This is a genomic window from Vibrio sp. PSi01, from assembly GCF_054960695.1.
In genome coordinates, this window is record NZ_JBHNYN010000005.1 from 340,855 (window position 1) to 363,560 (window position 22,706).

At 44.6% G+C, this 22,706-nt stretch carries 21 protein-coding genes; 5 read left to right on the forward strand and 16 right to left on the reverse strand.

The genetic code is table 11. The features are described 5' to 3' along the window. Window positions 1–178: 178 nt before the first annotated feature. Both relA and rlmD read right to left on the reverse strand, forming a co-directional pair. Complete coding sequence (gene relA / locus ACFI6G_RS10585) at window positions 179–2,401, reverse strand: GTP diphosphokinase (RefSeq protein ID WP_010435778.1); 2,223 nt, start codon at window positions 2,399–2,401, stop codon at window positions 179–181. 135 nt (window positions 2,402–2,536) lie between these two features. Next, complete coding sequence (gene rlmD, locus ACFI6G_RS10590; RefSeq protein WP_462710268.1) at window positions 2,537–3,856, reverse strand: 23S rRNA (uracil(1939)-C(5))-methyltransferase RlmD; 1,320 nt, start codon at window positions 3,854–3,856, stop codon at window positions 2,537–2,539. 165 nt (window positions 3,857–4,021) lie between these two features. On the opposite strand from rlmD, the gene barA reads away from it, so the two are divergent. Next, window positions 4,022–6,835, forward strand: a complete 2,814-nt coding sequence (gene barA, locus ACFI6G_RS10595; RefSeq protein WP_462710269.1) for a two-component sensor histidine kinase BarA — start codon at window positions 4,022–4,024, stop codon at window positions 6,833–6,835. A 115-nt stretch (window positions 6,836–6,950) separates the two neighbouring features. Here the strand turns inward: barA and acpS are convergent, their stop codons facing one another. The 11 genes from acpS to rpoE form a co-directional block, all read right to left on the reverse strand. Beyond that, window positions 6,951–7,331 carry a holo-ACP synthase gene (gene acpS, locus ACFI6G_RS10600; RefSeq protein ID WP_010435769.1) on the reverse strand — a complete coding sequence of 127 codons (381 nt, stop codon included), beginning with the start codon at window positions 7,329–7,331 and terminating at the stop codon, window positions 6,951–6,953. Between the two features lie 95 nt (window positions 7,332–7,426). Further along, window positions 7,427–8,164 (reverse strand): pyridoxine 5'-phosphate synthase, encoded by a 738-nt coding sequence (gene pdxJ / locus ACFI6G_RS10605; RefSeq protein ID WP_009847651.1) that lies wholly within the window; start codon window positions 8,162–8,164, stop codon window positions 7,427–7,429. Beyond that, window positions 8,161–8,889 (reverse strand): DNA repair protein RecO, encoded by a 729-nt coding sequence (recO, locus tag ACFI6G_RS10610; RefSeq protein ID WP_010435765.1) that lies wholly within the window; start codon window positions 8,887–8,889, stop codon window positions 8,161–8,163. The genes pdxJ and recO overlap by 4 nt, the downstream gene beginning before the upstream one ends. A 103-nt stretch (window positions 8,890–8,992) precedes the next feature. Next, window positions 8,993–9,964: a GTPase Era gene (gene era, locus ACFI6G_RS10615; RefSeq protein WP_010435762.1), complete on the reverse strand. Its 972-nt coding sequence runs from the start codon at window positions 9,962–9,964 to the stop codon at window positions 8,993–8,995. Beyond that, window positions 9,957–10,634 (reverse strand): ribonuclease III, encoded by a 678-nt coding sequence (gene rnc / locus ACFI6G_RS10620; RefSeq protein WP_010435759.1) that lies wholly within the window; start codon window positions 10,632–10,634, stop codon window positions 9,957–9,959. Before rnc ends, era begins: the two co-directional genes overlap by 8 nt. A gap of 26 nt (window positions 10,635–10,660) precedes the next feature. Continuing rightward, complete coding sequence (lepB, locus tag ACFI6G_RS10625; protein WP_016790040.1) at window positions 10,661–11,557, reverse strand: signal peptidase I; 897 nt, start codon at window positions 11,555–11,557, stop codon at window positions 10,661–10,663. Between the two features lie 97 nt (window positions 11,558–11,654). Beyond that, entirely contained in the window at window positions 11,655–13,448 is a 1,794-nt protein-coding gene (gene lepA / locus ACFI6G_RS10630; RefSeq protein ID WP_010435753.1) for a translation elongation factor 4, read from the reverse strand. A gap of 137 nt (window positions 13,449–13,585) precedes the next feature. Beyond that, entirely contained in the window at window positions 13,586–14,056 is a 471-nt protein-coding gene (locus tag ACFI6G_RS10635) for a SoxR reducing system RseC family protein (RefSeq protein ID WP_010435750.1), read from the reverse strand. After that, complete coding sequence (gene rseB, locus ACFI6G_RS10640) at window positions 14,053–15,015, reverse strand: sigma-E factor regulatory protein RseB (RefSeq protein WP_010435746.1); 963 nt, start codon at window positions 15,013–15,015, stop codon at window positions 14,053–14,055. Before rseB ends, ACFI6G_RS10635 begins: the two co-directional genes overlap by 4 nt. Then, window positions 15,012–15,635 carry a sigma-E factor negative regulatory protein gene (locus ACFI6G_RS10645; protein ID WP_010435744.1) on the reverse strand — a complete coding sequence of 208 codons (624 nt, stop codon included), beginning with the start codon at window positions 15,633–15,635 and terminating at the stop codon, window positions 15,012–15,014. Before ACFI6G_RS10645 ends, rseB begins: the two co-directional genes overlap by 4 nt. Window positions 15,636–15,661: 26 nt before the next feature. Next, window positions 15,662–16,240, reverse strand: coding sequence for an RNA polymerase sigma factor RpoE (rpoE, locus tag ACFI6G_RS10650; protein WP_008223963.1), 579 nt, complete (start codon window positions 16,238–16,240; stop codon window positions 15,662–15,664). A 389-nt stretch (window positions 16,241–16,629) separates the two neighbouring features. Between rpoE and nadB the strand changes: the two genes are divergently transcribed. After that, complete coding sequence (gene nadB / locus ACFI6G_RS10655; protein WP_010435737.1) at window positions 16,630–18,246, forward strand: L-aspartate oxidase; 1,617 nt, start codon at window positions 16,630–16,632, stop codon at window positions 18,244–18,246. 82 nt (window positions 18,247–18,328) lie between these two features. Here the strand turns inward: nadB and ACFI6G_RS10660 are convergent, their stop codons facing one another. Together ACFI6G_RS10660 and ACFI6G_RS10665 are read right to left on the reverse strand one after the other, a co-directional pair. Next, entirely contained in the window at window positions 18,329–18,769 is a 441-nt protein-coding gene (locus tag ACFI6G_RS10660) for a protein YgfX (protein WP_315897535.1), read from the reverse strand. Next, window positions 18,717–18,977, reverse strand: coding sequence for an FAD assembly factor SdhE (locus tag ACFI6G_RS10665; RefSeq protein WP_004735374.1), 261 nt, complete (start codon window positions 18,975–18,977; stop codon window positions 18,717–18,719). The genes ACFI6G_RS10660 and ACFI6G_RS10665 overlap by 53 nt, the downstream gene beginning before the upstream one ends. A gap of 167 nt (window positions 18,978–19,144) precedes the next feature. Here ACFI6G_RS10665 and ygfZ point away from each other — a divergent pair, with 167 nt between their 5' ends. The 3 genes from ygfZ to ACFI6G_RS10680 all read left to right on the forward strand — a co-directional run bounded on the left by ygfZ (window position 19,145) and on the right by ACFI6G_RS10680 (window position 21,352). Beyond that, on the forward strand, window positions 19,145–20,116 hold the full coding sequence (gene ygfZ / locus ACFI6G_RS10670) for a tRNA-modifying protein YgfZ (RefSeq protein WP_010435735.1): 972 nt from the start codon (window positions 19,145–19,147) through the stop codon (window positions 20,114–20,116). A gap of 4 nt (window positions 20,117–20,120) precedes the next feature. Continuing rightward, window positions 20,121–20,582, forward strand: coding sequence for an aminoacyl-tRNA deacylase (locus ACFI6G_RS10675; RefSeq protein ID WP_016768186.1), 462 nt, complete (start codon window positions 20,121–20,123; stop codon window positions 20,580–20,582). Between the two features lie 563 nt (window positions 20,583–21,145). After that, window positions 21,146–21,352 carry a DUF1107 domain-containing protein gene (locus tag ACFI6G_RS10680; protein WP_010435728.1) on the forward strand — a complete coding sequence of 69 codons (207 nt, stop codon included), beginning with the start codon at window positions 21,146–21,148 and terminating at the stop codon, window positions 21,350–21,352. Window positions 21,353–21,472: 120 nt separating this feature from the next. Here ACFI6G_RS10680 and ACFI6G_RS10685 read toward each other — a convergent pair whose 3' ends face one another. Next, complete coding sequence (locus tag ACFI6G_RS10685; protein WP_016783762.1) at window positions 21,473–22,696, reverse strand: FAD-dependent 2-octaprenylphenol hydroxylase; 1,224 nt, start codon at window positions 22,694–22,696, stop codon at window positions 21,473–21,475. Between the last annotated feature and the right edge of the window lie 10 nt (window positions 22,697–22,706).

Genomic DNA, 22,706 nt, shown 5'->3' on the forward strand with positions numbered 1-22,706 from the left:
AGCAGCCAAAACCACTCACCTTTGTTGATACTGTCTAATTCTCTAAATAATTGAAACTGTGGCTAGGCGACAAGCAAGCGAAACTCCTGAGCATAGCTTGTCTATGTGATGAGCCTGGGCCGGCACTCCGGAGTGCGCTCAGGCAACAACGCCATCAGCTTCAAGTATGACGAGAATTTTAGCCTAGGCGTTTTACGCTCATGACATCTTTGATTTGTTCTACTCGGCTAGTCACTCGACTCAGAATTTCAATATTGGTCACTTCCAAATCAAAATCCATCACCGATAGCTGACGTTTGTAGTCGATACGGCTCTTCATTGTCGTCACACTAATCTTTTCATTTGAAAACAAAGAGGTGATATCTTTCAATAAGCCATTCCGCTCTAGCGCTTCAACACGCAGCGTTAGGATATATGATCCAACGAAGCCATTACCCCAGACGGTATCAATGATACGCTCTGGTGCGTGCAGGTGAAGCTCACCTAATTGCTCACAATCAGCCCGGTGAACTGAGATACCACGCCCTTGAGTGATATAACCTTTGATTGTATCGCCAGGGATAGGTTGGCAACAACGCGCTAAATGCGTCATCAGGTTATCAACGCCTTCAACGACAACCGCATCTTTCTTAGGGCGGCTTTGTTGCGCGGGTTTGTTTTCTGACTCAAGCAGTTTCTCTAACGCTTTTTTGTCTTCTTCTTCCGCTGTTGGTTTGTTAACCAAGGCATTAATGTGATTAACCACTTGGTTAATACGCAAATCGCCACTACCAATACCAGCATAGAGTTCATCTGGCGTATTTACATTGAAACGTTTCAAAGCATATTGATCGGCATCTTTTAGGGTTGCACCCACTTTGGCTAGTTCAACCTCAAGGATGTCTCGACCCGCTTCTAGATTTTTCTCACGACTTTGAGCACGGAACCATGCGTTAATTTTTGCACGAGCACGACCAGAATGAACGAAGCCTGTGGTTGGGTTTAGCCAGTCACGTGAAGGGTTCGGTTCTTTCTGGGTGATGATTTCAACTTGATCACCCATTGATAGCTTATGAGTGAATGGGACGATTCGACCAGCAACTTTGGCACCGATACAACGGTGTCCAACCATAGAGTGGATGTGGTAAGCGAAGTCCAGTGGGGTTGCCCCCATAGGTAAATCAACCACGTCACCTCGTGGTGTAAAGGCATAAACGCGGTCATCGAATACTTGGCTACGAACTTCATCCAGCATCTCGCCAGAATCAGACATCTCTTCTTGCCAGTCGATAAGTTTACGCAACCAAGTAATTTTCTCGTCGTAACCACTGCGTCCGCTTGAAGCACCTTCTTTGTACTTCCAGTGCGCAGCGACACCAAGCTCAGAGTCTTCATGCATCTGCTTGGTACGGATTTGAATCTCAATGGTCTTGCCTTCAGGGCCCAGAACTACAGTATGAATTGATTGGTAACCATTTGGCTTAGGGTTCGCCACGTAGTCATCAAATTCACTTGGTAAGTGTTTGTATTTGGTGTGAACCACACCTAAACCGGCATAACAGTCTTGCAGTTGGTCTGCGATAATACGCACTGCACGCACATCAAAAAGCTCATCAAACGCTAAGCCTTTCTTCTGCATTTTACGCCAGATACTGTAGATGTGTTTTGGTCGACCGCTGACTTCCGCATTAATGCTTGAACGCTTCATTTCTGCCGTTAAGTCATCAACAAAGTCTGTGATGTATTGTTCTCGGACGATACGACGCTCAGACAGCTGTTTAGCAATCTGCTTATAAGTGTCGGGTTGTTGATAACGGAACGCGTAATCTTCGATTTCCCACTTCAGCTGACCAATACCTAAACGGTTAGCAAGTGGAGCATAAATATTAGAACACTCTTTTGCTGCCGCACGGCGCACAGCATCAGGGGCCTTTTTCACTTCAATAAGGTTACAAATTCGCTCTGCTAGCTTGATGACTACGCAGCGGAAGTCGTCGACCATCGCCAGTAGCATACGACGAACGTTATCGACTTGACCCGAGGCAGCACTGCCTTCAAGGGTCACGTTTAGCTGGCCTAACGCCGCCATTTCTTCAACGCCATCAATCAGCTTTACGGTTTCTTTGCCGTAGTATTCTTCAAACGCTTCACGCTCAAAAACACCACTTGAGACGACTGGGAAAAGTTGTGCAGCGATCAACGTCGCACGGTCCATAGACAGCGTAACCAAGATTTCGATCATCTCACGCCCACGCCAAAGCAGGAGAGACGCTTGATCGTGATCTTTTAACAGCTCTTCACAGTGACGATAAACTTTGATCAGTTTATTCGAGGTCTTTGCGTCTTGATTCAATGACGCAATCCAACTTTCTAGCTCAAACTGTTCGCTTGGGTTTAAATGTGCGCTTCTTACCGCAACCATCATGCCTTCCTAGTTATTATGTTTTATACCCAATTCAATATGACTAACTGATTCCAAGTTAGTTCGACCATATTGATATCAGCGCAGGCTTTCCTGCACCTTTTTGATTCATTTTGAAGCCTTATTTATAGGCCTCTAAGCCTTGATAAAGAGAGCCATCGATTCTAGATGACTGGTGTGCGGGAACATGTCTAGCATACCCAATTTGGCCAATTGATAGCCTTGTTTTTCTAAGCTCTCAGAATCTCTAGCTAGAGTAGCAGGATTACACGAAACATAAACCACACGCTTCGCTCCTAGCGCTGAAATTTGATCAACGATCCCACTCGCTCCAGCACGGGCAGGGTCAAGCAATATTTTATCAAATTTCTCTTTTGCCCAAGGTTGTGAAGACAGCTCTTCTTCTAGGTTAGCTTGGTAGAAATCCGTATTGCTTAACTGGTTTAATGCTGCATTAGATGTGGCCTGTTGGACCATTTCATCTACACCTTCAACACCCACCACAAATGCCGATTGTTGCGCGATCGGTAAACTGAAGTTACCCAGGCCGCAGAACAGATCAAGCACTCGCTCATCGGCTTGAGGTTCTAGCCATTCAATCGCTTGAGCAACCATTTTCTGGTTCACTTTCTGGTTTACTTGAATAAAGTGGTTTGGTTCAAACGGTAACATTACGCCAGTTTCGCTATAAGAAGGCGTATCGCCAACTAAACGAATAAGCTTGTCCGTTTCTGGCATAGTATACAACGTAGCACCTTCAAATTTAGCGAGTGCAATCAATGCTTGCTCATCTTTCTCAACCAAAGGCTTAAGATGACGTAGCACCATAACAGGGCCAGTATCGCCCAAAACCAATTCAACGTGTCCTAAAGACGTAAGGTTGCTGAAAGTATTGAGTAAACTTTTCAGCTTTGGCAGCAATATATTAAGGTGAGGATCCAGTACAGCACAGTCGGTGATGTTTTCAATCTGCTTACTTTGTTTCTTACGGAAACCGAATTGAAGCTGCTGTGTCTTCTTGTCAACAAATAGGCTGATACGCGCGCGACGTCGATAACCGGTTTCATCACCTACAATCGGCTGAGTAACTTCAGTATTCGCCGTTTGATATTGGCTCATCAAATGCGTCAAAGATTGTGATTTATGCTCAACCTGAGAAGAGTAACCAAGATGTTGAAGGTGACAGCCACCACACTGATTAAAGTGCTTACAAAATGGCTTTAATCGCAGCTCACTCGGTTTAAGTAATTTGATGAGTTTTGCTCGCGAAAACTTACTTTTGCTCTCAGTAAGTTGAATAACCACCTGCTCACCTGGCAATGCGCCATCAATGAAAACGGGTTTATTCTTCTGATAAGCGATGCCAGCGCCATTGTGATCCATTCGTTCAACCAAAACCGATTGATGCTTGGTCTCGAGTTGAGTTTTCTTTTTTGGTTGGAAAAAACGTGCCATTGCTTGTGCCTAATGTATCTTTTAATAAGTAATTGGTATCCAGGACTCACTATTATGTCTTGGAATCATTGTCGAACGTCACGGCTTTGATTAAGCTTACCGTTCACTTAACCGCCATTGTGTGCGTTATTTTCCCATATCCAGACCTCGATGTAATTAAAGAACATGACCAGATATGGCTTAAGAGCCCGTGTAATTACCTTAACTCTAGCTCCAACCCTGATTATTGGGCTGCTATTGAGTGCATTTTTCTCATTTAACCGCTATCAAGACCTTGAGGGTCAAGTGGTTAATACTGGTACTAGCATCATTGAACCACTGGCGATTGCGAGTGAATCAGGCATGAAACTCGAAAGTCGAGAGTCTGTTCGTCAGTTGATTAGCTATGCGCATCGAAAAAATTCTAAACTGGTGCGCAGTATCGCGGTATTTGATGAACGCCATGAGCTGTTTGTAACCTCAAACTTCCACCCAGACTTCGAAAGCCTTACCTACCCTAAAGATAAACCGATTCCGCATTTAAGCTCATCGAACCTACTCGATAACACGCTGATTCTTCGGACGCCTATCATCGCTGAGGGTCAGTACATCAACTCAGCCAATGGGCAGTCTCAAGCCAACCAAGCGATCGGTTATATTGCGATAGAGTTAGACCTGTCATCACTGCGATTACAGCAGTATCAAGAGGTGTTCTCTGCTTTCTTGGTATTAATTCTTGGGCTTGGGCTCTCTGGTGTATTTGCTTTTCGCTTGATGCATGACGTAACGCAACCGATCACACACATGAAAAATATGGTCGACCGAATTCGTCGTGGTCATCTCGATGTGCGTATCGAAGGAAAAATGCATGGTGAGCTAGACTCATTGAAAAACGGTATCAACGCGATGGCGGTATCGCTATCAGAATACCACGTCGAAATGCAGCACAGTATCGACCAAGCGACCTCAGATCTACGTGAAACGCTGGAGCAGTTAGAAATTCAAAACGTTGAGTTAGACATCGCGAAAAAACGAGCTCAAGAAGCGGCGCGAGTTAAGTCTGAATTTTTAGCGAATATGTCTCACGAACTGAGAACGCCGCTGAACGGGGTGATTGGTTTTACTCGTCAGATGCTTAAGACGCACCTATCGAACAGTCAAACTGATTACCTGCAAACCATTGAACGATCAGCCAACAACCTGCTTAGCATCATCAACGATATCTTGGACTTCTCGAAACTTGAAGCCGGCAAACTGGCTCTAGAGAACATTCCATTTGAGTTCCAAGCTAGCCTTGAAGAGGTAGTGAACCTTCAAGCAACCAATGCTCATGAGAAAGGGCTAGAGCTGACGCTTAAGATCGATCCGAAAGTTCCACCAGGTGTGGTAGGAGACCCACTCCGAATCCAGCAAATTCTAACCAACCTAGTAGGTAACTCAATTAAATTCACTGAGCGTGGCAACATAGACATCAGTGTTGAACTACGCTCTCAAACCGAAGATAGCATTGAGCTACAGTTCATGGTTCGAGATACCGGCATTGGTATCTCTGAGCGCCAACAAGCTCAACTATTCCAAGCGTTCAGCCAAGCCGATGCAAGTATTTCTCGTCGTTATGGAGGTACTGGTTTAGGCCTAGTTATTACCCAAAAGCTGGTGAGCCAGATGGGAGGAGAGATAAGCTTAACCAGTCGCCTACACCAAGGTTCTACGTTCTGGTTTACGTTGAGACTTTCTTCTACCGATATGCCAATGACAGAGCTTATCGAAACACAGTGCCTACAAGACAAACAGCTCCTGCTGATCGAACCAAATATGCAAGCGGCATCGATCACTCAGCAGATCTTGACCCAAGAAGGCTTAGTGGTCACTTATCGTTCGGTGATGCCGGACGAGTCTACCTCGTATGACTACGTTCTACTCAACCTTGCTGCAAATCAAGAATACCAATTTGATACCGTAAGTGGTTGGGCTATTGGCGCTAAGAAGATCGCTCAAAATGTAATTATAGGAACACCAAGTACCGAACTCGCGCTGGGTGAGCAATTAATGAAAGAGGTCGATGTTCAGTGCATAACCAAACCTCTCTCTCGTAAAAAACTGTTGCAAACTCTCGTCTCTAATCAGGCGCCAACTTTGATTGCACCAGCGATTGAGACTCACTCGGAAGAGAAGTTGCCGCTCACGGTATTAGCGGTTGATGACAACCCAGCCAACCTTAAATTGATTACCGCGTTGCTAAAAGAACGTGTAGAAACGGTCATAAGTTGCACCAGTGGTCAGCAAGCGATCGACAAGGCAACAGAAACACACTTTGATATCGTCTTCATGGACATTCAAATGCCTCAAATGGACGGTGTAACCGCTTGTCAGAACATTAAGAAACTGGCTAATAATGCGAATACACCCGTGATAGCCGTGACAGCTCATGCCATGATTGGCGAACGTGATCGACTGCTTGCAGCAGGTATGGATGACTACCTCACCAAGCCAATTGAAGAGCACGTTTTACAACAGGTATTGATACATTGGAGTTCGACATCAGAGGTTGAGCACATTGAAAAAATAGATCCAGCGCATCCGGCGGTATCCACTGAAATAGACAGTAACCAAATATCAGAAACAGAAGCGAACGAACATAAGAACATCATCATTGATTGGCAAGCAGCAATGAAACAAGCCGCCAACAAAGAAGATCTCGCACGCGATATGCTGAAGATGCTAGTGGACTTTATCCCTGAGGTTTATGAGGCCGCAGATAAGGCCATTGAAGACAGTGATTACCCAGTTGAACAGTTGATACACATAATCCATAAGATGCATGGCAGCAGTTCATACAGTGGTGTCCCAAGGCTAAAATCGGTTTGTGCGACGATAGAGAAAGAGTTACGTTCCGGCACTTCCGTTGAAGATATCGAGCCAGAACTTTTTGAACTTCAAGATGAATTAGATAAGGTTCAAGCAACCGCAATTCATTATTTGAAACCGGCCAAGAGATAACAGCGGTAGAATGGCTGAGCGCTCTAAATGTAGACCAATAAAAAGCAGAGCCTATGAGCTCTGCTTTTTTTTCTAATTCTGAATTCGAACTAGATTAAGATTAGCGGTAATTTGTTTATGATTCGAGTAAGACCGTTGCTACTGCATAATGCCGCTCGTCGGAAATAGTCAGATGGATCGACTTGGTTCCACTTGCTTCCGCAATTTCACGCGCTTTTTTATGCAGACTCAATACGGGCTTGCCATGCTCATCATTAGAAACCTCAAAGTCGTGAAAGGTCACACCAAGCGCGATGCCGGTGCCTAACGCCTTAGATGCAGCTTCTTTTGCCGCAAAACGCTTCGCAAGATAACGCCCTTTCTGCTTGAGTTGCTGAAATACTTCAAACTCAGAATCCGTCAAAATTCGCTGTGCGAAAGCGTCACCACTTCTCGACAACGCCTTTTCGACACGTTCAATTTCTGCGATATCTGTACCTAGTCCAACAACAGCCATGTTTACCCTACTACCAAATTTCTATCGATTAACTTTAACTATTTTACTGATTAACCGCTTAACGCTTACTACTAAACTACTTACTCGTTAAAGAACTAAGCGTTGTTGCGTGCTGTCTCCATTACGGCTTTCATGTCTGCAACGGCTTTGTTTAAACCATCAAAGACTGCGCGTCCCATGATCGAGTGGCCAATGTTCAGCTCATAGATCTCTGGAAGTGCCGCAATCGGTGCTACGTTGTGGTAAGTCAGACCATGACCTGCATTAACTGTAATACCAAGATCATCAGCGTAGCTTGCGCCTGCTGCAATTTTTTTCAGTTCGTCTTGTTGGTCTTCTTCTGTTTTCGCGTCAGCATAGTGGCCAGTGTGCAGTTCAATGAACGGTGCGCCACACGCTTTTGCCGCATCGATTTGCTCACGGTCAGCATCGATAAACAGAGATACTTTGATACCAGCAGCCGACAGTTTCTCTGTCGCCGCTTTGATCTTTTCAAGCTGACCAACCACATCCAAGCCACCTTCAGTCGTCAGTTCTTCACGCTTTTCTGGAACCAGACAAACAAACTCAGGGTTAGTATCGAGTGCAATTTGAACCATCTCGTCCGTCACTGCCATCTCTAAATTCATACGAGTTTGAATAGTTTCAGCCAGAATACGTACATCGCGATCAACAATATGACGGCGATCTTCGCGCAAGTGAATGGTAATGCCATCTGCCCCCGCACGTTCAGCAATTTCAGCTGCGTGTACTGGATCTGGGTATTTAGTACCACGTGCATTACGCAGTGTTGCAATATGGTCGATATTAACGCCTAAAAGGATTGAGCTCATTTTCCAATACTCCGTGCTCTAGAGAGAGCTATTGTTGGCATAAATAGCTCTCTACTTTTTAATGGTTTGCCGCCAAGATACGGCTTTAAGGCTATGCGTGTAAAGCGTTTTGCCGCTTTTAACTGCTCTTTAGTGATAAACCTACGTTCGCTGATTGCGATAAGTTCATCGCCCATGAATGTCAGGTTATCTCTGCGTATCGAAGCGATGAAGCCTTTCTGTTCTCGATAGCGATAAGTCATACTAGGATCAATCGTTTCACCGGTGCCCGCGCAATGTAAAAAGTCGACGCCGTATCCCATAGCGGATAATAGAGCCAACTCAAAACGACGCAGCGCTGGCTCAGGGTTCTCATTATGAGCCAGTTCTGTTAAAGCATGAAGATAGTCGTGAAAAAGAGCAGGCATGGCGACTTCAGCCATCAATACTCGGCCGATTAACTCGTTCACATACATAGCTGAATACAGATTGATACCGGCGAGGGGAAGCCCTAAGCTAATAGGCTCAGCTTGGCGTAACGTTTTCATTGAACCATTGCCTGACCACTTAAGCAGTAGCGGCGTAAAAGGTTGCAATGCACCTTTCAAATTGGAACGCTTACTTCGAGCGCCTTTAGACATCAACGTCACCCGACCGAACTCTTCACTGAAGACATCCAGAATCAGGCTCGACTCACTGTATGGTCGACGGTGCAACACAAAGCATCGCTGTAACCCTTCGCTCAATCACTTACCCTTATTACAGATACAAAAAGAGAGAGTTCGCACTCTCTCTTGGATTTATATTTAGTTCAACTTTCTTATCGAAGAAAGTGATACTCAGCCTATATTATAGATCGTCGATGTAACCTAGTGAACGAAGTGCACGTTCATCATCAGCCCAACCAGATTTAACTTTGACCCAAGTCTCTAGGTAAACCTTACGACCGAATAGCTCTTCCATATCGATACGCGCTTCACGACCAATCGTCTTGATCTTCTCACCCGCTTTACCAATCACCATTTTCTTCTGACCAGTACGCTCAACAAGAATCAGTGCATTGATATGGAAACCATCGTTATCTGGGTTGTAATCAAAACGTTCGATTTCAACCGTCACCGAATAAGGTAGCTCATCACCTGTAAAGCGCATTAGCTTTTCACGGATGATTTCAGATGCCATAAAACGTTGCGAGCGATCAGTCACATACTCTTCAGGGAAGTGATGTGTCGCTTTCGGTAAATGCTCACGTACGTGCTTACGCAGTACATCAATGTTTTTACCTTGCTTCGCCGAAATAGGTACAACATCAACGAATTCCATCTTCTTAGAGACTTCCATCATGTGTTGCATTACATCTGTACGGTCTTGAACGTTATCTACTTTGTTAATACAAAGTACCACTGGGAAATCTGTTTTTCTCAGCTTATTCAATACCATTTCATCATCTTCAGTCCAATGTGTACCGTCAACAAGGAAGAATACTAGGTTCACATCACTCAGTGAGCTATTCGCCGCACGGTTCATCAAGCGGTTGATTGCACGCTTTTCTTCAATATGAAGTCCAGGAGTATCAACAAAAATCGCTTGGTAATCACCTTCAGTTTCTACGCCCATAATACGGTGACGTGTCGTCTGAGGTTTACGTGATGTAATAGAAATTTTCTGTCCCAGAATATGGTTCAGAAGCGTCGACTTACCTACGTTTGGGCGACCGACAATAGCGATGAAGCCACAGTGTTGGTTTTCCGGTAGGCCCGTTTTTTTGCTATCAGATGAAAAGAATGCATCGATATCGAAATCTTGGTTGTTATCAGACATTGCTTAGTTGCTCTAATGCTGTTTCAGCAGCCGCTTGTTCTGCCTTGCGGCGGCTAGTGCCTTTACCGATAACAGGTTTATCCACACCTGCCACTTCACACTCAACCGTAAACTCTTGGTTGTGTGCTTCACCTTTAATATTAGTCACTGTGTAGACAGGTAGAGGATTTCTTCGACCTTGCAAAAACTCTTGTAGACGAGTTTTCGGATCTTTTTGAGATACTCCAGGCTGAATAGCATCTAGGCGAGATTGGTACCAGCTTAAAATAATGCCGCGAACCACTTCGGTGTCACTATCTAAATAGACAGCACCGATGATCGCTTCGACAGCATCCGCTAGAATAGAATCGCGACGGAAACCGCCACTCTTCAACTCACCTGGACCTAATTTTAAGTAATCTCCTAGTTCGAATTCACGACCTAGTTCTGCCAATGTATGACCACGTACTAATGTTGCGCGCATGCGGCTCATATCACCTTCGTTTACCTTAGGAAAACGGTGGTAAAGATCATCAGCGATAACAAAACTTAAAATTGAATCGCCCAGAAACTCAAGACGTTCGTTATGTTTACCTGCGGCGCTGCGGTGAGTCAGCGCCAAGTGGATAAGATCGGCATCATTAAACTGATAGCCAATCTTTCTCTCTAGTTTATCAATTGGAGAATTCATGCTCTCTCGATGTGTTATGTGATCGATTAATGAATCCCACCGATGCGATTAAAACGCACACCAGTAGGAATCCATGTTGGAAGTATACTGTCTGAACCGCGTTCGAATTCGAAGCTGATCCAAATAGCAACAGCCTTACCAACAAGGTTTGCTTCAGGGACAAAGCCCCAGTAACGGCTATCGGCACTGTTGTCACGGTTATCACCCATCACAAAGTATTGGCCTTCTGGAACGACCCATTCATTAACACCATTGCGAGGCTGATATGCTTGCACACGATCACGACGTAATGGGTTAACTAAAATCTGGTGCTCTACGTCTCCAAGCTGTTCGTTCAGCTGAATCAGAGGCACACCATCTTGAATAAATTGACTTTCTTCAACGTTACTTAGTTTCACTGGTTCACAGCTACTTGTACCCTTCGCCTGAATACAGATCTCTTTACGACTGCTGTAGCGAATCGTATCACCTGGCATACCGACAACACGCTTAATGTAGTCAATGTTCGGCTGAGGTGGATACTTAAATACGATTGAGTCACCGCGTTCTGGTTTGCCTGTTTCTACCAATTGAGTTCGCCATACTGGGTCTTTCAGACCGTACGCGTACTTCTCTACCAAGATGAAATCACCAACCAAAAGGGTTGGCATCATCGAGCCAGAAGGGATTTGAAACGGTTCATAGATGAATGAACGCAAGATCAAAACAAATGCAATTACCGGGAAAATGGACACACTGTTCTCAACCCACCAAGGCTGAGCCGTAACTTTTGCGCTGATTTCAGCGTCTAGGCCATTCGATTGTGCTTCAACGTCAGCAAGCTTTTGCTGGCGCTTCTTCGCCCACACAAACTTTTCCAACGTCCATACAATGCCGGTTACTAGAGTTACGATCACTAAGATAAGCGAAAATGTGTTAGCCATTGATATCCCTTAAATTTCATTTCTTTAAAAATAACGAAAGTGAAAGAGTAGCGAGCTACTCTTTCACTTTCAATTATTCGTTTAATGCTGGATAAAGTTAGTCTTTTCCAACATGAAGGATTGCAAGGAAAGCTTCTTGAGGCAGTTCAACGTTACCGATCTGCTTCATACGCTTCTTACCTTCTTTTTGTTTCTTAAGAAGTTTCTTCTTACGACTGATATCACCACCATAACATTTTGCGATTACGTTCTTACGCAGTTGTTTCACTGTAGAACGAGCAATGATGTGGTTACCAATCGCTGCTTGAATCGCGATATCGAACATCTGACGAGGGATGAATTCTTTCATCTTCTCTACCAGTAGACGACCACGAGACTGGGCAATATCTTTATGCGTAATGATCGCTAATGCATCAACGGTTTCGCCATTCAGCAATACGTCGACACGTACCATGTTTGATGGCTCGTAGCGTTGGAAGTTGTAATCCAATGATGCGTAACCGCGAGACGTTGACTTCAGACGGTCGAAGAAGTCTAGAACGACTTCTGCCATAGGAAGATCATACGTCACAGCAACTTGGTTACCGTGGTAAACCATGTCGACTTGTACGCCACGCTTCTCAACACACAGTGTAATTACGTTACCTAGGTAATCAGAAGGTACCAGAATATTACAGCGTGCAATTGGTTCGCGAATTTCTTCTAGGTCATTAACTGCTGGCAGTTTAGCCGGGCTATCAACGTACAGAACCGTTTTATCTGTTTTTACAACTTCATATACTACTGTTGGTGCAGTCGTAATTAGGTCTAAGTCGTATTCACGCTCTAAACGCTCTTGAATGATCTCCATGTGAAGCATTCCTAAGAAGCCACAACGGAAACCAAAACCAAGTGCTGCTGAACTTTCTGGTTCGTAGAACAACGATGCATCGTTCAGGCTTAATTTGCCTAGCGCGTCACGGAAGTTCTCGTAGTCATCAGATGATACAGGGAATAGGCCTGCATATACCTGAGGTTTCACTTTTTGGAAACCAGGTAGACGTTCAGTGCTGCCGCCTTTAGCAAGCGTCAACGTATCACCAACCGGTGCACCTAGGATGTCTTTAATACCACAAACAACCCAACCTACTTCGCCAGTATTTAGCTCAGTGGTGTCGATTTGCTTAGGAGTAAAGATACCTAGACGATCAACACCCCAAACTTGGTCTGTCGACATAACTTTAATCTTGTCGTTCTTCTTCAGTTTACCGTTTTTAATACGAACCAAAGAAACAACACCAAGGTAGTTATCGAACCAAGAGTCAATGATCAGTGCTTGTAACGGCGCTTCAGGATCACCTTCCGGTGGCGGGATTGCCGTCACGATGTTCTCTAAAACGTCGTCGACACCCAAACCTGTTTTCGCAGAACAGCGAGTCGCTTCCATCGCATCGATACCAACGATCTCTTCGATTTCTTCTGCAACACGTTCTGGTTCAGCTGCAGGTAAGTCAATCTTATTCAAGATTGGCACTACTTCCAGTTCCATTTCAATCGCGGTGTAACAGTTAGCTAGAGTCTGAGCTTCAACACCTTGGCCAGCATCCACTACAAGAAGTGCGCCTTCACAAGCTGCTAGAGAACGAGATACTTCGTAAGAAAAGTCTACGTGTCCAGGAGTGTCGATAAAGTTAAGTTGGTAAGTTTCACCATCTTTAGCTTTATAATCTAAAGTCACACTCTGCGCTTTAATTGTAATACCACGCTCGCGTTCTATATCCATAGAATCGAGGACTTGAGCTGCCATCTCACGTTCACTTAATCCTCCACAAACTTGGATTAAGCGGTCAGAAAGGGTCGACTTACCGTGGTCGATGTGGGCGATAATCGAAAAATTACGAATGTGCTTCATAGGCTTGGTGTGACTAAACTCTTTGAATAGGGATAATAAGAAAGCCGCGACACGTCCAATCTAGATTCAGCATTGGTGGCGGCATTTCAATCAAGTTGGCAGATTCTACCCAATTTAAGGGCAAGAAGCATCATAAATTAGACGAGAGACTCACCTAGAATTCGAATCAATACGACTTCTTGCTTGGATTTGTCTTCCATAGGTTTGGCCAACCGCTTCGCTAAGGCAATCCCACCAGCAGTAAACAGCGCCGCACTGAGTATGACTATCCCCTCGCCCCCTTGGAGCAAGGGTTGTAACAAGAGTTGTCCAAAACCAGCACCAATCATCAACATGAAAAGTGGGATGAGATAAACGATCGCAGCCGACTGAAGTAGGCTTTTTTCTGGAAAGCCAATTTCTACAATTTGTCCTGCTTTGACTAAACTTTTGGTTTTAAGCTGCCAAAACAAAGATTTATTGCCAACAGCCTTAGTCACAATACCCGTGCCGCAGCTTTTTTGAGAAGAGCAACTGCTACAACTAGTTTGTTGTTCACAGCTCAGCTGAACAAAATATTGCTTACCTGTTCGTTCGACCGAGCTAACAGTCGCTAACGCGGTCATCATTGCGTTGACACCTGTTTGTTGAACGTCACAGATTGAGCTATACGTTTGGCGGTTGCTGGCGGAATATCACCAACGACAGAGATTTCTTTATCGCCAATCACTAAGCTGTGTAAGGTTCTGCGCCCTTGGCGTACCAATTGCCCTTTCAATGAATGCTCATCTTTATCGGCGATATACACAGAAAAGCTAAACAACCCATCACTGAACAGCTGACTTTCGACCATTTTATCGGTCGCTGCCATTTGATAACGACTAAGCTCTTTTGACTTAAACCCTTCCGGAATCCAGGCAGCTTGCCAGTTAGTTTCGCTCACAAGACCTTCTGGCAGTGATAGAACCTTAGGTAACTGAGCTTGATTCAAGCCTCCCATAGCCTCGGCAATCTTGTCACTCACCACGAAAGAGATGGTGCGGTACTGTTCAAGCACTTCGCCATCACGGTCAAGAAGGTCTGCACGCAATGGAAGGCTCGTTTTTTCATCAACCCAAACCACGTAAGAGTAACGAAGGCCGTCTTTCGGCACGACACGTAGGACTTGAGTGGTGCTGCCCGCCTCACGAGAACGTCCAACTTTTACAAAGTCGTAGAACTGATTAAGAGATTCGATATCTCGATTAATCATTGGAATAACAGGTGCAACCATACTGCCAGACTGAATAGTAAAAGGCTCTGTTCCCGGTTCGATATAGCTAACTTCATTGCCACGTCGAATGACTTCACGAACAGGGCCACTCAGATAAACAAGGTGTGCAAGTTGTTGGTCGTCTTTAACTGCATGTCGATAAACCAGAGGTTCGATACTGCTCTTCTTTATCAATATGTAGGAGAGTTCGTAATTTAGATGCTGACTGGCCTCGTTCATTTGATGTAACAATGCCTTTGCAGTAGTTTCCTCTGCAAAGGCTGTTGGAGACATCAAGCTGAACAGTGTCAGTGCACTGACCAGGATTTTCTTCATTCAATGTCCGATTCTAGATGTGCATCTTGCATTGGCGATGCATCACTGTTTAATCTTAGTTGTAGCTCATAATCTTCTAGCATTGCATGAACGCGTTTACGCTGCTCTTGCAAGTTAGCTTCAGATGCAGGCTTTTCAACAGAGTCACGAGTCAAGCTTACTGGTTCAGCAGAGCCCGCAAATGGAATCGTTTGTAGCACAGGCAACTGTTCTGGTGCTGCTGGATCGCTACCACCATATTGCTGAACACCTAGAACAACGGCCAGAGAAACACACGCTGCCACGGCAACTTGTCCAAACTGTTGTAACCACGCAGGAAGCTGACGCTTCGCTTGCTGAGGTTTGGGCTGCTCTTCAATTGGAGTAACAGCCGGTTCTAAATTCACTTGGTGCAGATTCGACATTGAACCATGAGCAGGCTCATTATCAAGCGCTGCCGCAACACTGTTAGCAATGTTCCACTCTGGAGTTTCTGGCGCATCCCCACGCATAACATCACCAATTAAATGGTAACTCTGCCAGGTATCCATGCTTTCTTGATCAGATTCTAAGTCTACTATGAGAGCTTTATCGATCGTTTCACCATCCATGAGTGCCGAAAGCTTTTCTTTATCAGCCATTATTTTCACCATAATTATTACAAGTTCTAGCGTTGCAAAAGAGGCTTAATTTTCTTTTCCACCGCTTCACGAGCTCGGAAAATACGCGAACGTACGGTTCCTACAGGGCAATCCATTACTTCTGCAATCTCTTCGTAGCTCAAACCTTCAAGCTCACGTAACGTCATTGCAGTTTTTAAGTCTTCTGGTAACGCTTCAATCGCTCCAAAAACGACTTGTTTCAATTCTTTTGACAGCGTTAAGTTCTCAGGGTTCGATATTTCTTTTAAAGCGCTGCCTGTTTCGTAATATTCTGCATCTTCTGCATCTACATCTGTTGCTGGCGGCCTACGGCTTTGGGCAACAATATGATTTTTAGCGGTGTTCACGGCAATTCGGTACAGCCATGTATAGAAGGCACTCTCGCCACGAAAGTTAGGTATCGCGCGGTAAGCTTTAATAAAAGCTTCTTGTGCTACATCAGGTACATCACCGGAATTATTCACGTATCGAGAGATAAGATTACAAACTTTGTTTTGATACTTAACCACTAGTAAGTTAAATGCCTGCTTATCTCCACTCTGAACTCGCTCAATCAACACTTGATCGGTTAGCTGCTCGTTCATTCGAGCGGGTACTCCTATTGTTATAACCCTTACCTTCACAGATATGGGTACTAATTATGCGAAATGTAGTATTGACACCACCGTCTACAAGAGCACTATTGTGACTGAGCCAAATACCGAAAGTTCCAACTTTCTTAAAATTATTTGCCATTATTGTTTCACAATGTGATGTAATAAAAACAGCTATCCCTATAAATTTGGGGAAACTTGAGCAAAAGCAATGGTATTGAGCAATTAAATATTTCTAGATAGCTGTCTATATCTTGATTTTGCATAGCGTTTTAGGATGGCTCAAGGAAGATTATAACAGTCTTAGCGCATCTCCTAGAACAAGACAAAGTCAATTGAGAGTGGACAACTCGACTATAGCCCGGGATTGAATAAGTGTTATGAACGCAAACCGTGAACATCAGTGTGATGTATTAGTGGTAGGAAGTGGTGCGGCAGGCTTGTCATTAGCCTTACGTGTAGCTGAACATGCAAAAGTAATTGTATTGAGCAAAGGACCACGCAGCGAAGGATCGACGTATTACGCACAGGGTGGTATCGCCGCGGTGTTCGATGAGTCGGACAGTATTGAGTCTCACGTAGAAGATACTCAAATTGCTGGGGCTGGGTTATGTGAAGAAGATACCGTTCAATTCATTGCTGAAAATGCAAAAGAGTGTGTTCAGTGGCTGATTGATGGCGGCGTTCCATTTGATAAAGATGAGAACAGTACCGAAGGTCAACCGAAATACCACCTCACTCGTGAAGGTGGTCACAGCCACCGAAGAATTCTGCATGCGGCCGATGCCACTGGCATGGCGATGCAAACCTCACTACAAGATAACGTCAATAATCACCCAAACATCGAGATCTTCGAGCGCCACAATGCACTTGATTTGATCACTGAAGATAAAGTTGGTGGTTCAAAAGACAAGGTTATCGGTGCCTACATCTGGAACCGTAACCAAGAACACGTGGAAACCGTGCGCGCTAAATTTGTTGTACTAGCAACTGGCGGCGCTTCAAAGGTTTATCAATACACGTCTAACCCAGATGTTTCTTCAGGTGATGGTATTGCTATCGCTTGGCGCGCGGGTTGTCGAGTAGCAAACCTTGAATTCAACCAATTCCACCCAACTTGCTTGTTCCACCCAGAAGCACGTAACTTCTTGCTAACGGAAGCACTGCGTGGTGAAGGCGCTTACTTGCGTCGCCCAGATGGTTCTCGTTTCATGAAGGACTTCGATGAGCGCGGTGAACTGGCGCCTCGCGATGTAGTCGCTCGTGCGATTGACTTCGAAATGAAGCGCCTAGGTGCTGACTGCATGTATGTCGATATCAGCCACAAGCCTGAAGATTTCATCACAACGCACTTCCCAATGATCCACACTCGCTTGATGGACCTTGGTATCGACATGACCAAAGAGCCTATCCCGATAGTGCCTGCAGCGCACTACACTTGTGGTGGTGTCATGGTCAATAAGCAAGGTCAAACTGACCTAACCAATCTATATGCTATTGGTGAAGTGAGCTATACCGGCCTACACGGTGCGAACCGTATGGCTTCTAACTCACTGCTTGAATGTGTGGTTTACGCCTGGGCTGCAGCCAAAGACATCGTTGAAAACATCGATCAGTCTCAGCTTTGTGCTGAACTGCCAGCATGGGATGAAAGCCAAGTCACCAACAGTGATGAAGAAGTTATCATTCAACATAACTGGCACGAACTACGCCTGTTCATGTGGGATTACATGGGCATTGTTCGAACCGATAAACGACTAGAGCGAGCTTTACGTCGTATCCAAATGTTGCAACAAGAAACTCATGAGTACTACAGCTACTTTAAGGTTTCAAATAACCTGCTAGAGCTGCGTAACTTATTACAAGTTGCTGAACTGATGGTGCGTTGTGCGATGCAGCGTAAAGAGAGTCGCGGTTTACACTACACATTGGATTACCCTGAGCTTGCAAAAGACAGTGGCCCAACGATTCTGACGCCAGAGAAAAACCAGTCATAATCATTATTTAAAAGCGACTAGTGAATCAATTATTTAACTAAACGCAATCAAACGAAAAGGAGCCTAGTGCTCCTTTTTCTTTTTATCGAGTGTTCTCATTAACCTCATGCGGTCGTTGTAAGTTCGTCAGAAAATGGCGATATTCACGTTCGCAACAGCTATCACGCCAAAGCAGTACCGAGTGCCCACATTCAAATTTTAACTTAACGAAAAACTGTGCCCAGGTCTTATCGACTGACTTTAATTTGTAGGATTGATCATTCAGGCGAATCTCACCATCTTCTTTGTAATCAAAGTATCCATGTGCGGTATTAAGGATCACATGATCGGATCTAAACAAGCTGAAAATTAGAGATAAACAATAGAGAGCGACAACGAGCGGAATAGAAGATAGGACAATGAAAAACAAAAGGCACCCAAAAATAGTGCCTTTTGCAAATAATGCGAAATACGAAGGGTTAAGCTGAAGCTTAACGAACCTTGCTGAGGTTGTGTGCGACAATTTTATCAACCATTGATGCATGGCCTAGGTTTTCACTGCGTCCGTGTCCCATCACCCAAGTAAACAAATCTGGGTCATCACACTCAAGTAGAGAAACAAACTCACGCTGCTCCTGCTCTTGCAATGAATCAAAACACTCTTCAAAAAATGGCATGATGACAACATCAAGTTCTAACATGCCACGACGGCAACCCCATTTAATTCGAGCTTTCTGCTCTGCAGTGTACATTGGCTATCCTCACCTATAATTTTTCTTTCTCCGAGTGTAACAAGTCATACGCTCTGCAACTACTATGTGAGTCACAGTCCCTATCTAAGCTCACAAAAAAACCTAGGCTGACAAAGAAACAGAACCGGATTAACATAGAGCCAAATAAAATTCTTAGGAAAGATAAAATGGATTGGAAAAACACATTTCAGCCGCTCGCTCATACGCAAAATGAATCGCTTCCAGAACTGATGATGACACACGTGTCGGATTGGAGCGCAATTACCATGATAGGCGATGACAAAAAATCATACCTACAAGGTCAAGTTACATGCGATGTCGTCACTCTTCCTAATGATGAATCTACATTAGGTGCACATTGTGATGCGAAAGGGAAGGTATGGAGTATCTTTCGTTTGTTCCACCACAACGGTGGCTACGCACTCATGCAGCCTAAATCTGCGATTGAAGTAGAGCTCGTTGAAATCAAAAAGTACGCGGTGTTCTCTAAGGTCGATATCGAGCAAACGTCTGACGTTGTTATCGGTGTGATGGGTGCGTCTGCTAATCAATACATTGATTCCATTTCAGAAAGCCAAGGTAATGTACGTGCTATCTCTGGTGGTACGGCTGTTCTAGTATCAGATAACCGCTGGGCTCTACTTGTTACAGAAGAAGCCGCTGAAGCCTTGGTATCAAACAGCGCTGCGGAGAAAGTATCAGAAGCGCTATGGCAGTATCATGAAATTCTTGATGCTCAGCCTAACCTATCGAAAGCAGAGCAAAACGAACACATTCCTCAAGCACTTAACCTGCAAGCGATTGGCGGTATCAGCTTTTCAAAAGGCTGCTACACAGGTCAAGAAACGGTTGCTCGTGCTAAGTATCGTGGCATGAACAAGCGTGAAATGCGCATTGTTTCAGGAACGACTTCAGATGTACTGTCTCTTGAGAATACGATTGAACTAGAACGCAGCGTGGGTGAAAACTGGCGTGGTGCAGGTCGACTATTAAACGTGTATCAATTTGCTGATAACTACGCGATTGGTTTGATGGTGCTACCAAACAACCTTGATGACGATGTTCAGCTTCGATTGACAGCACAACCTGACCAAGTGTGGAACATTCTGCCACTGCCTTACAGCCTTGACGAAGAGTGACCACGTGGAAACACTGATAACACAATGGTTAGATCAACAGCAGGTGGACTATCGCCTGCTGATGCAAAGCAAACCAACCACCAGCATTGAAGAGACAGCGCAAGAACGAAGCATCGATGCCTCTCAAATGGTCAAGTGCATCCTGCTCAAGGATATGGGAAACCAGTATGCGTTAGCTTGTATTGCTGGTGATCGCTCTATCGACCCGAAGAAAGTACGCTCGGTACTGAATTGCCGTCGAATGACCTGCGTATCACTGAAAGATGTTGAAGCCATCACCGGCTTTAAAGCTGGATGTGTCGGGCCGATTGCTCTGAAGAGACACATGCCGATCATTTTTGATCCTTCCATTCAAAAAAACTCGACCGTTACTATTAGCTCCGGTGACCGAATGGCTGGAGTTGCGCTGAATCCCAATGATCTAATGGCACTTTGTGCACCAATCGTTGCAGACATCAGTCGATGATCTTTTCGATCGCGCCTTCGCTCTCAAACTTAACTACAACTTTGCATTGAGTACATTTTTAGTGTGAAGTTTGTCATAAGAAGAGCACTGTAGTAGTAAATATTTAATCAAAATAAAAGCATAAGTAGTCACAGGGGTGGATTTGCGTTATTGTGGGTTTACTGACTCGCCTTAAGGCAAATCAGTACAAGTGAATCCACTGAGTAACATCAGTATCCACTTTTGTGTAATGCATCTGTGACTATTCGCCCGTTTTAGACGGGCTTTTTTTATACTTAAAATTTACAATTTGATTACACAAACAAAAAAATCCCGCCTATTCTTATACTTGTAACATTACCACTGCTTAATACCGGACAGGAAAGTTCACAGCAGTTCACTACTCAGTATTATTTTGGGGAGGAGCTCACGTAAAAATAGATATTTACTGAAGAAAGTGCCTAGAGCAGCACAAATATCTAATTCACGTTAACTCTACTGCATATAACTCCATACTTGTCACACTTATTATCTCGGAGTTTTTCTATAATATGCAGGCTAGGTAAATATAAGGATAATTTAGAATGAGACTGTTTAAGCGCTATACACCGGGTATGATTGCTAAACATGTAAGTCGACTTTTCAAAGGACGAATCTACATTTACGGCGTAGGAAAATTTGAGTTTGATAACGGTAAACTAGTGCTGCCAGATCGAGCAGAAAAACGTCACTTTCAAACTGTGAAAGAGATAAATAGTGAAATTATGAAACTGCGCTGCGCATACGCATGATCTGATTACCTAAAGAATTAAAAACAAAAAGGGTTGGCATTATGCCAACCCTTTTTTCGTGTTTGTGATGCAATGACTAAAATCTTCTATTTGCTATCAACAATGACTCGTCGTGCGCGACTATCGTTGCGATACGGGACGTTTGGCTAAATCAGGAAGATTACCTGATAAGCCAAGTGCCCGCTTCATGATTTCATCTTTCGCGCCAGGCAGTTGACCCGCTAGCTTCATACCGATGCCACGAATCAACTTCTTGGCTGGATTATCGCCTTCAAACAGATCTTTAAAGCCCTGCATTGAAGCAATCATTTTCGCCGCCTCTGCTTTTCTCCAGCGCTCATAACCACGAAGATTGCGCTTGGTACCAATATCCTCACCAGCACCCCATAACGTTAATAGCTCTTGCGCTAAGCTTGCTGCGTCTAATAGGCCAAGGTTCACGCCTTGCCCTGCTAACGGGTGAATCGTATGAGCAGCATCACCCACCAAAGCAACACGATCTACAGCAAAGTCACGTGCATAACGCATGCGCAGAGGGAAGGCAAAACGATCACCAACCACTTCGCATAAGCCAAGTTTTGAGTCAAATTCAGCAGTCAGTTGCTTGTTAAAATCAGCATCTGACATTGATACAAGCTTCTCTGCACGATTAGGATCCGTTGACCAAACAATCGAGCTCATATGGCTTGGCTGCATTGGTAGGAATGCCAAAGGCCCTTGTGGTGTGAATATCTGACGAGCAACGCTGTGATGCGGCTCTGTGGTCTTGATATTCGCGACAATCGCACTGTGGCCGTAATCCCAATGTGTCAGAGGGATGTCTTGCTGCTTACGAACCCAAGAATTTGCGCCGTCCGCTCCAACGACCAACTTGGCTGTCAGTGCTTGTCCATTATCTAATGTTAACCATGCTTCGCTTTCACCAATCGCCATCGTTTTGCAGATTGCAGGCATGTATAGGCTAACGTTGTCTTGCTTCTTAACCTGCTCAAGCAAAGCTAATTGGATCACACGGTTTTCAACAATGTGGCCAAGATTAGGCTGAGCCAAGCGCGTTGAATCAAACTCAATGCGAGCAAAGCTGTCTTGTTCCCATACTTCCATCGCTTGGTAAGGTGCAGCGCGCCTTTGTTCAATGCCTTGCCATGCGCCTAAATTACGAAGAATCAATTCGCTCGAACGACTCAGAGCCGAAACTCGAACATCAGGTAATTCACTAAGCCCTTCGCTAGGTGCCTTGCCTTCAATAACAGCAATTCTTAAGTCACTGTCTTTCAGTGCTGCAGCGAGTGCTAAACCAACCATGCCACCGCCAACAATGGCGATATCAACACTTTGCATCATTATTTTTCTA

Bases quoted from the DNA above. Each gene is read 5' to 3' on its own strand.
- rpoE (WP_008223963.1), bottom strand. From the start codon at position 16,240: ATGAACGAGCAGCTAACCGATCAAGTGTTGATTGAGCGAGTTCAGAGT.
- barA (WP_462710269.1), top strand. From the start codon at position 4,022: ATGACCAGATATGGCTTAAGAGCCCGTGTAATTACCTTAACTCTAGCT.
- rnc (WP_010435759.1), bottom strand. From the start codon at position 10,634: ATGAATTCTCCAATTGATAAACTAGAGAGAAAGATTGGCTATCAGTTT.
- ACFI6G_RS10660 (WP_315897535.1), bottom strand. From the start codon at position 18,769: ATGCATCAATGGTTGATAAAATTGTCGCACACAACCTCAGCAAGGTTC.
- ygfZ (WP_010435735.1), top strand. From the start codon at position 19,145: ATGGATTGGAAAAACACATTTCAGCCGCTCGCTCATACGCAAAATGAA.
- ACFI6G_RS10680 (WP_010435728.1), top strand. From the start codon at position 21,146: ATGAGACTGTTTAAGCGCTATACACCGGGTATGATTGCTAAACATGTA.
- era (WP_010435762.1), bottom strand. From the start codon at position 9,964: ATGTCTGATAACAACCAAGATTTCGATATCGATGCATTCTTTTCATCT.
- ACFI6G_RS10665 (WP_004735374.1), bottom strand. From the start codon at position 18,977: ATGTACACTGCAGAGCAGAAAGCTCGAATTAAATGGGGTTGCCGTCGT.
- lepB (WP_016790040.1), bottom strand. From the start codon at position 11,557: ATGGCTAACACATTTTCGCTTATCTTAGTGATCGTAACTCTAGTAACC.
- relA (WP_010435778.1), bottom strand. From the start codon at position 2,401: ATGGTTGCGGTAAGAAGCGCACATTTAAACCCAAGCGAACAGTTTGAG.
- pdxJ (WP_009847651.1), bottom strand. From the start codon at position 8,164: ATGAGCTCAATCCTTTTAGGCGTTAATATCGACCATATTGCAACACTG.
- nadB (WP_010435737.1), top strand. From the start codon at position 16,630: ATGAACGCAAACCGTGAACATCAGTGTGATGTATTAGTGGTAGGAAGT.
- lepA (WP_010435753.1), bottom strand. From the start codon at position 13,448: ATGAAGCACATTCGTAATTTTTCGATTATCGCCCACATCGACCACGGT.
- ACFI6G_RS10635 (WP_010435750.1), bottom strand. From the start codon at position 14,056: ATGATGACCGCGTTAGCGACTGTTAGCTCGGTCGAACGAACAGGTAAG.
- rseB (WP_010435746.1), bottom strand. From the start codon at position 15,015: ATGAAGAAAATCCTGGTCAGTGCACTGACACTGTTCAGCTTGATGTCT.
- acpS (WP_010435769.1), bottom strand. From the start codon at position 7,331: ATGGCTGTTGTTGGACTAGGTACAGATATCGCAGAAATTGAACGTGTC.
- ACFI6G_RS10645 (WP_010435744.1), bottom strand. From the start codon at position 15,635: ATGGCTGATAAAGAAAAGCTTTCGGCACTCATGGATGGTGAAACGATC.
- rlmD (WP_462710268.1), bottom strand. From the start codon at position 3,856: ATGGCACGTTTTTTCCAACCAAAAAAGAAAACTCAACTCGAGACCAAG.
- ACFI6G_RS10685 (WP_016783762.1), bottom strand. From the start codon at position 22,696: ATGATGCAAAGTGTTGATATCGCCATTGTTGGCGGTGGCATGGTTGGT.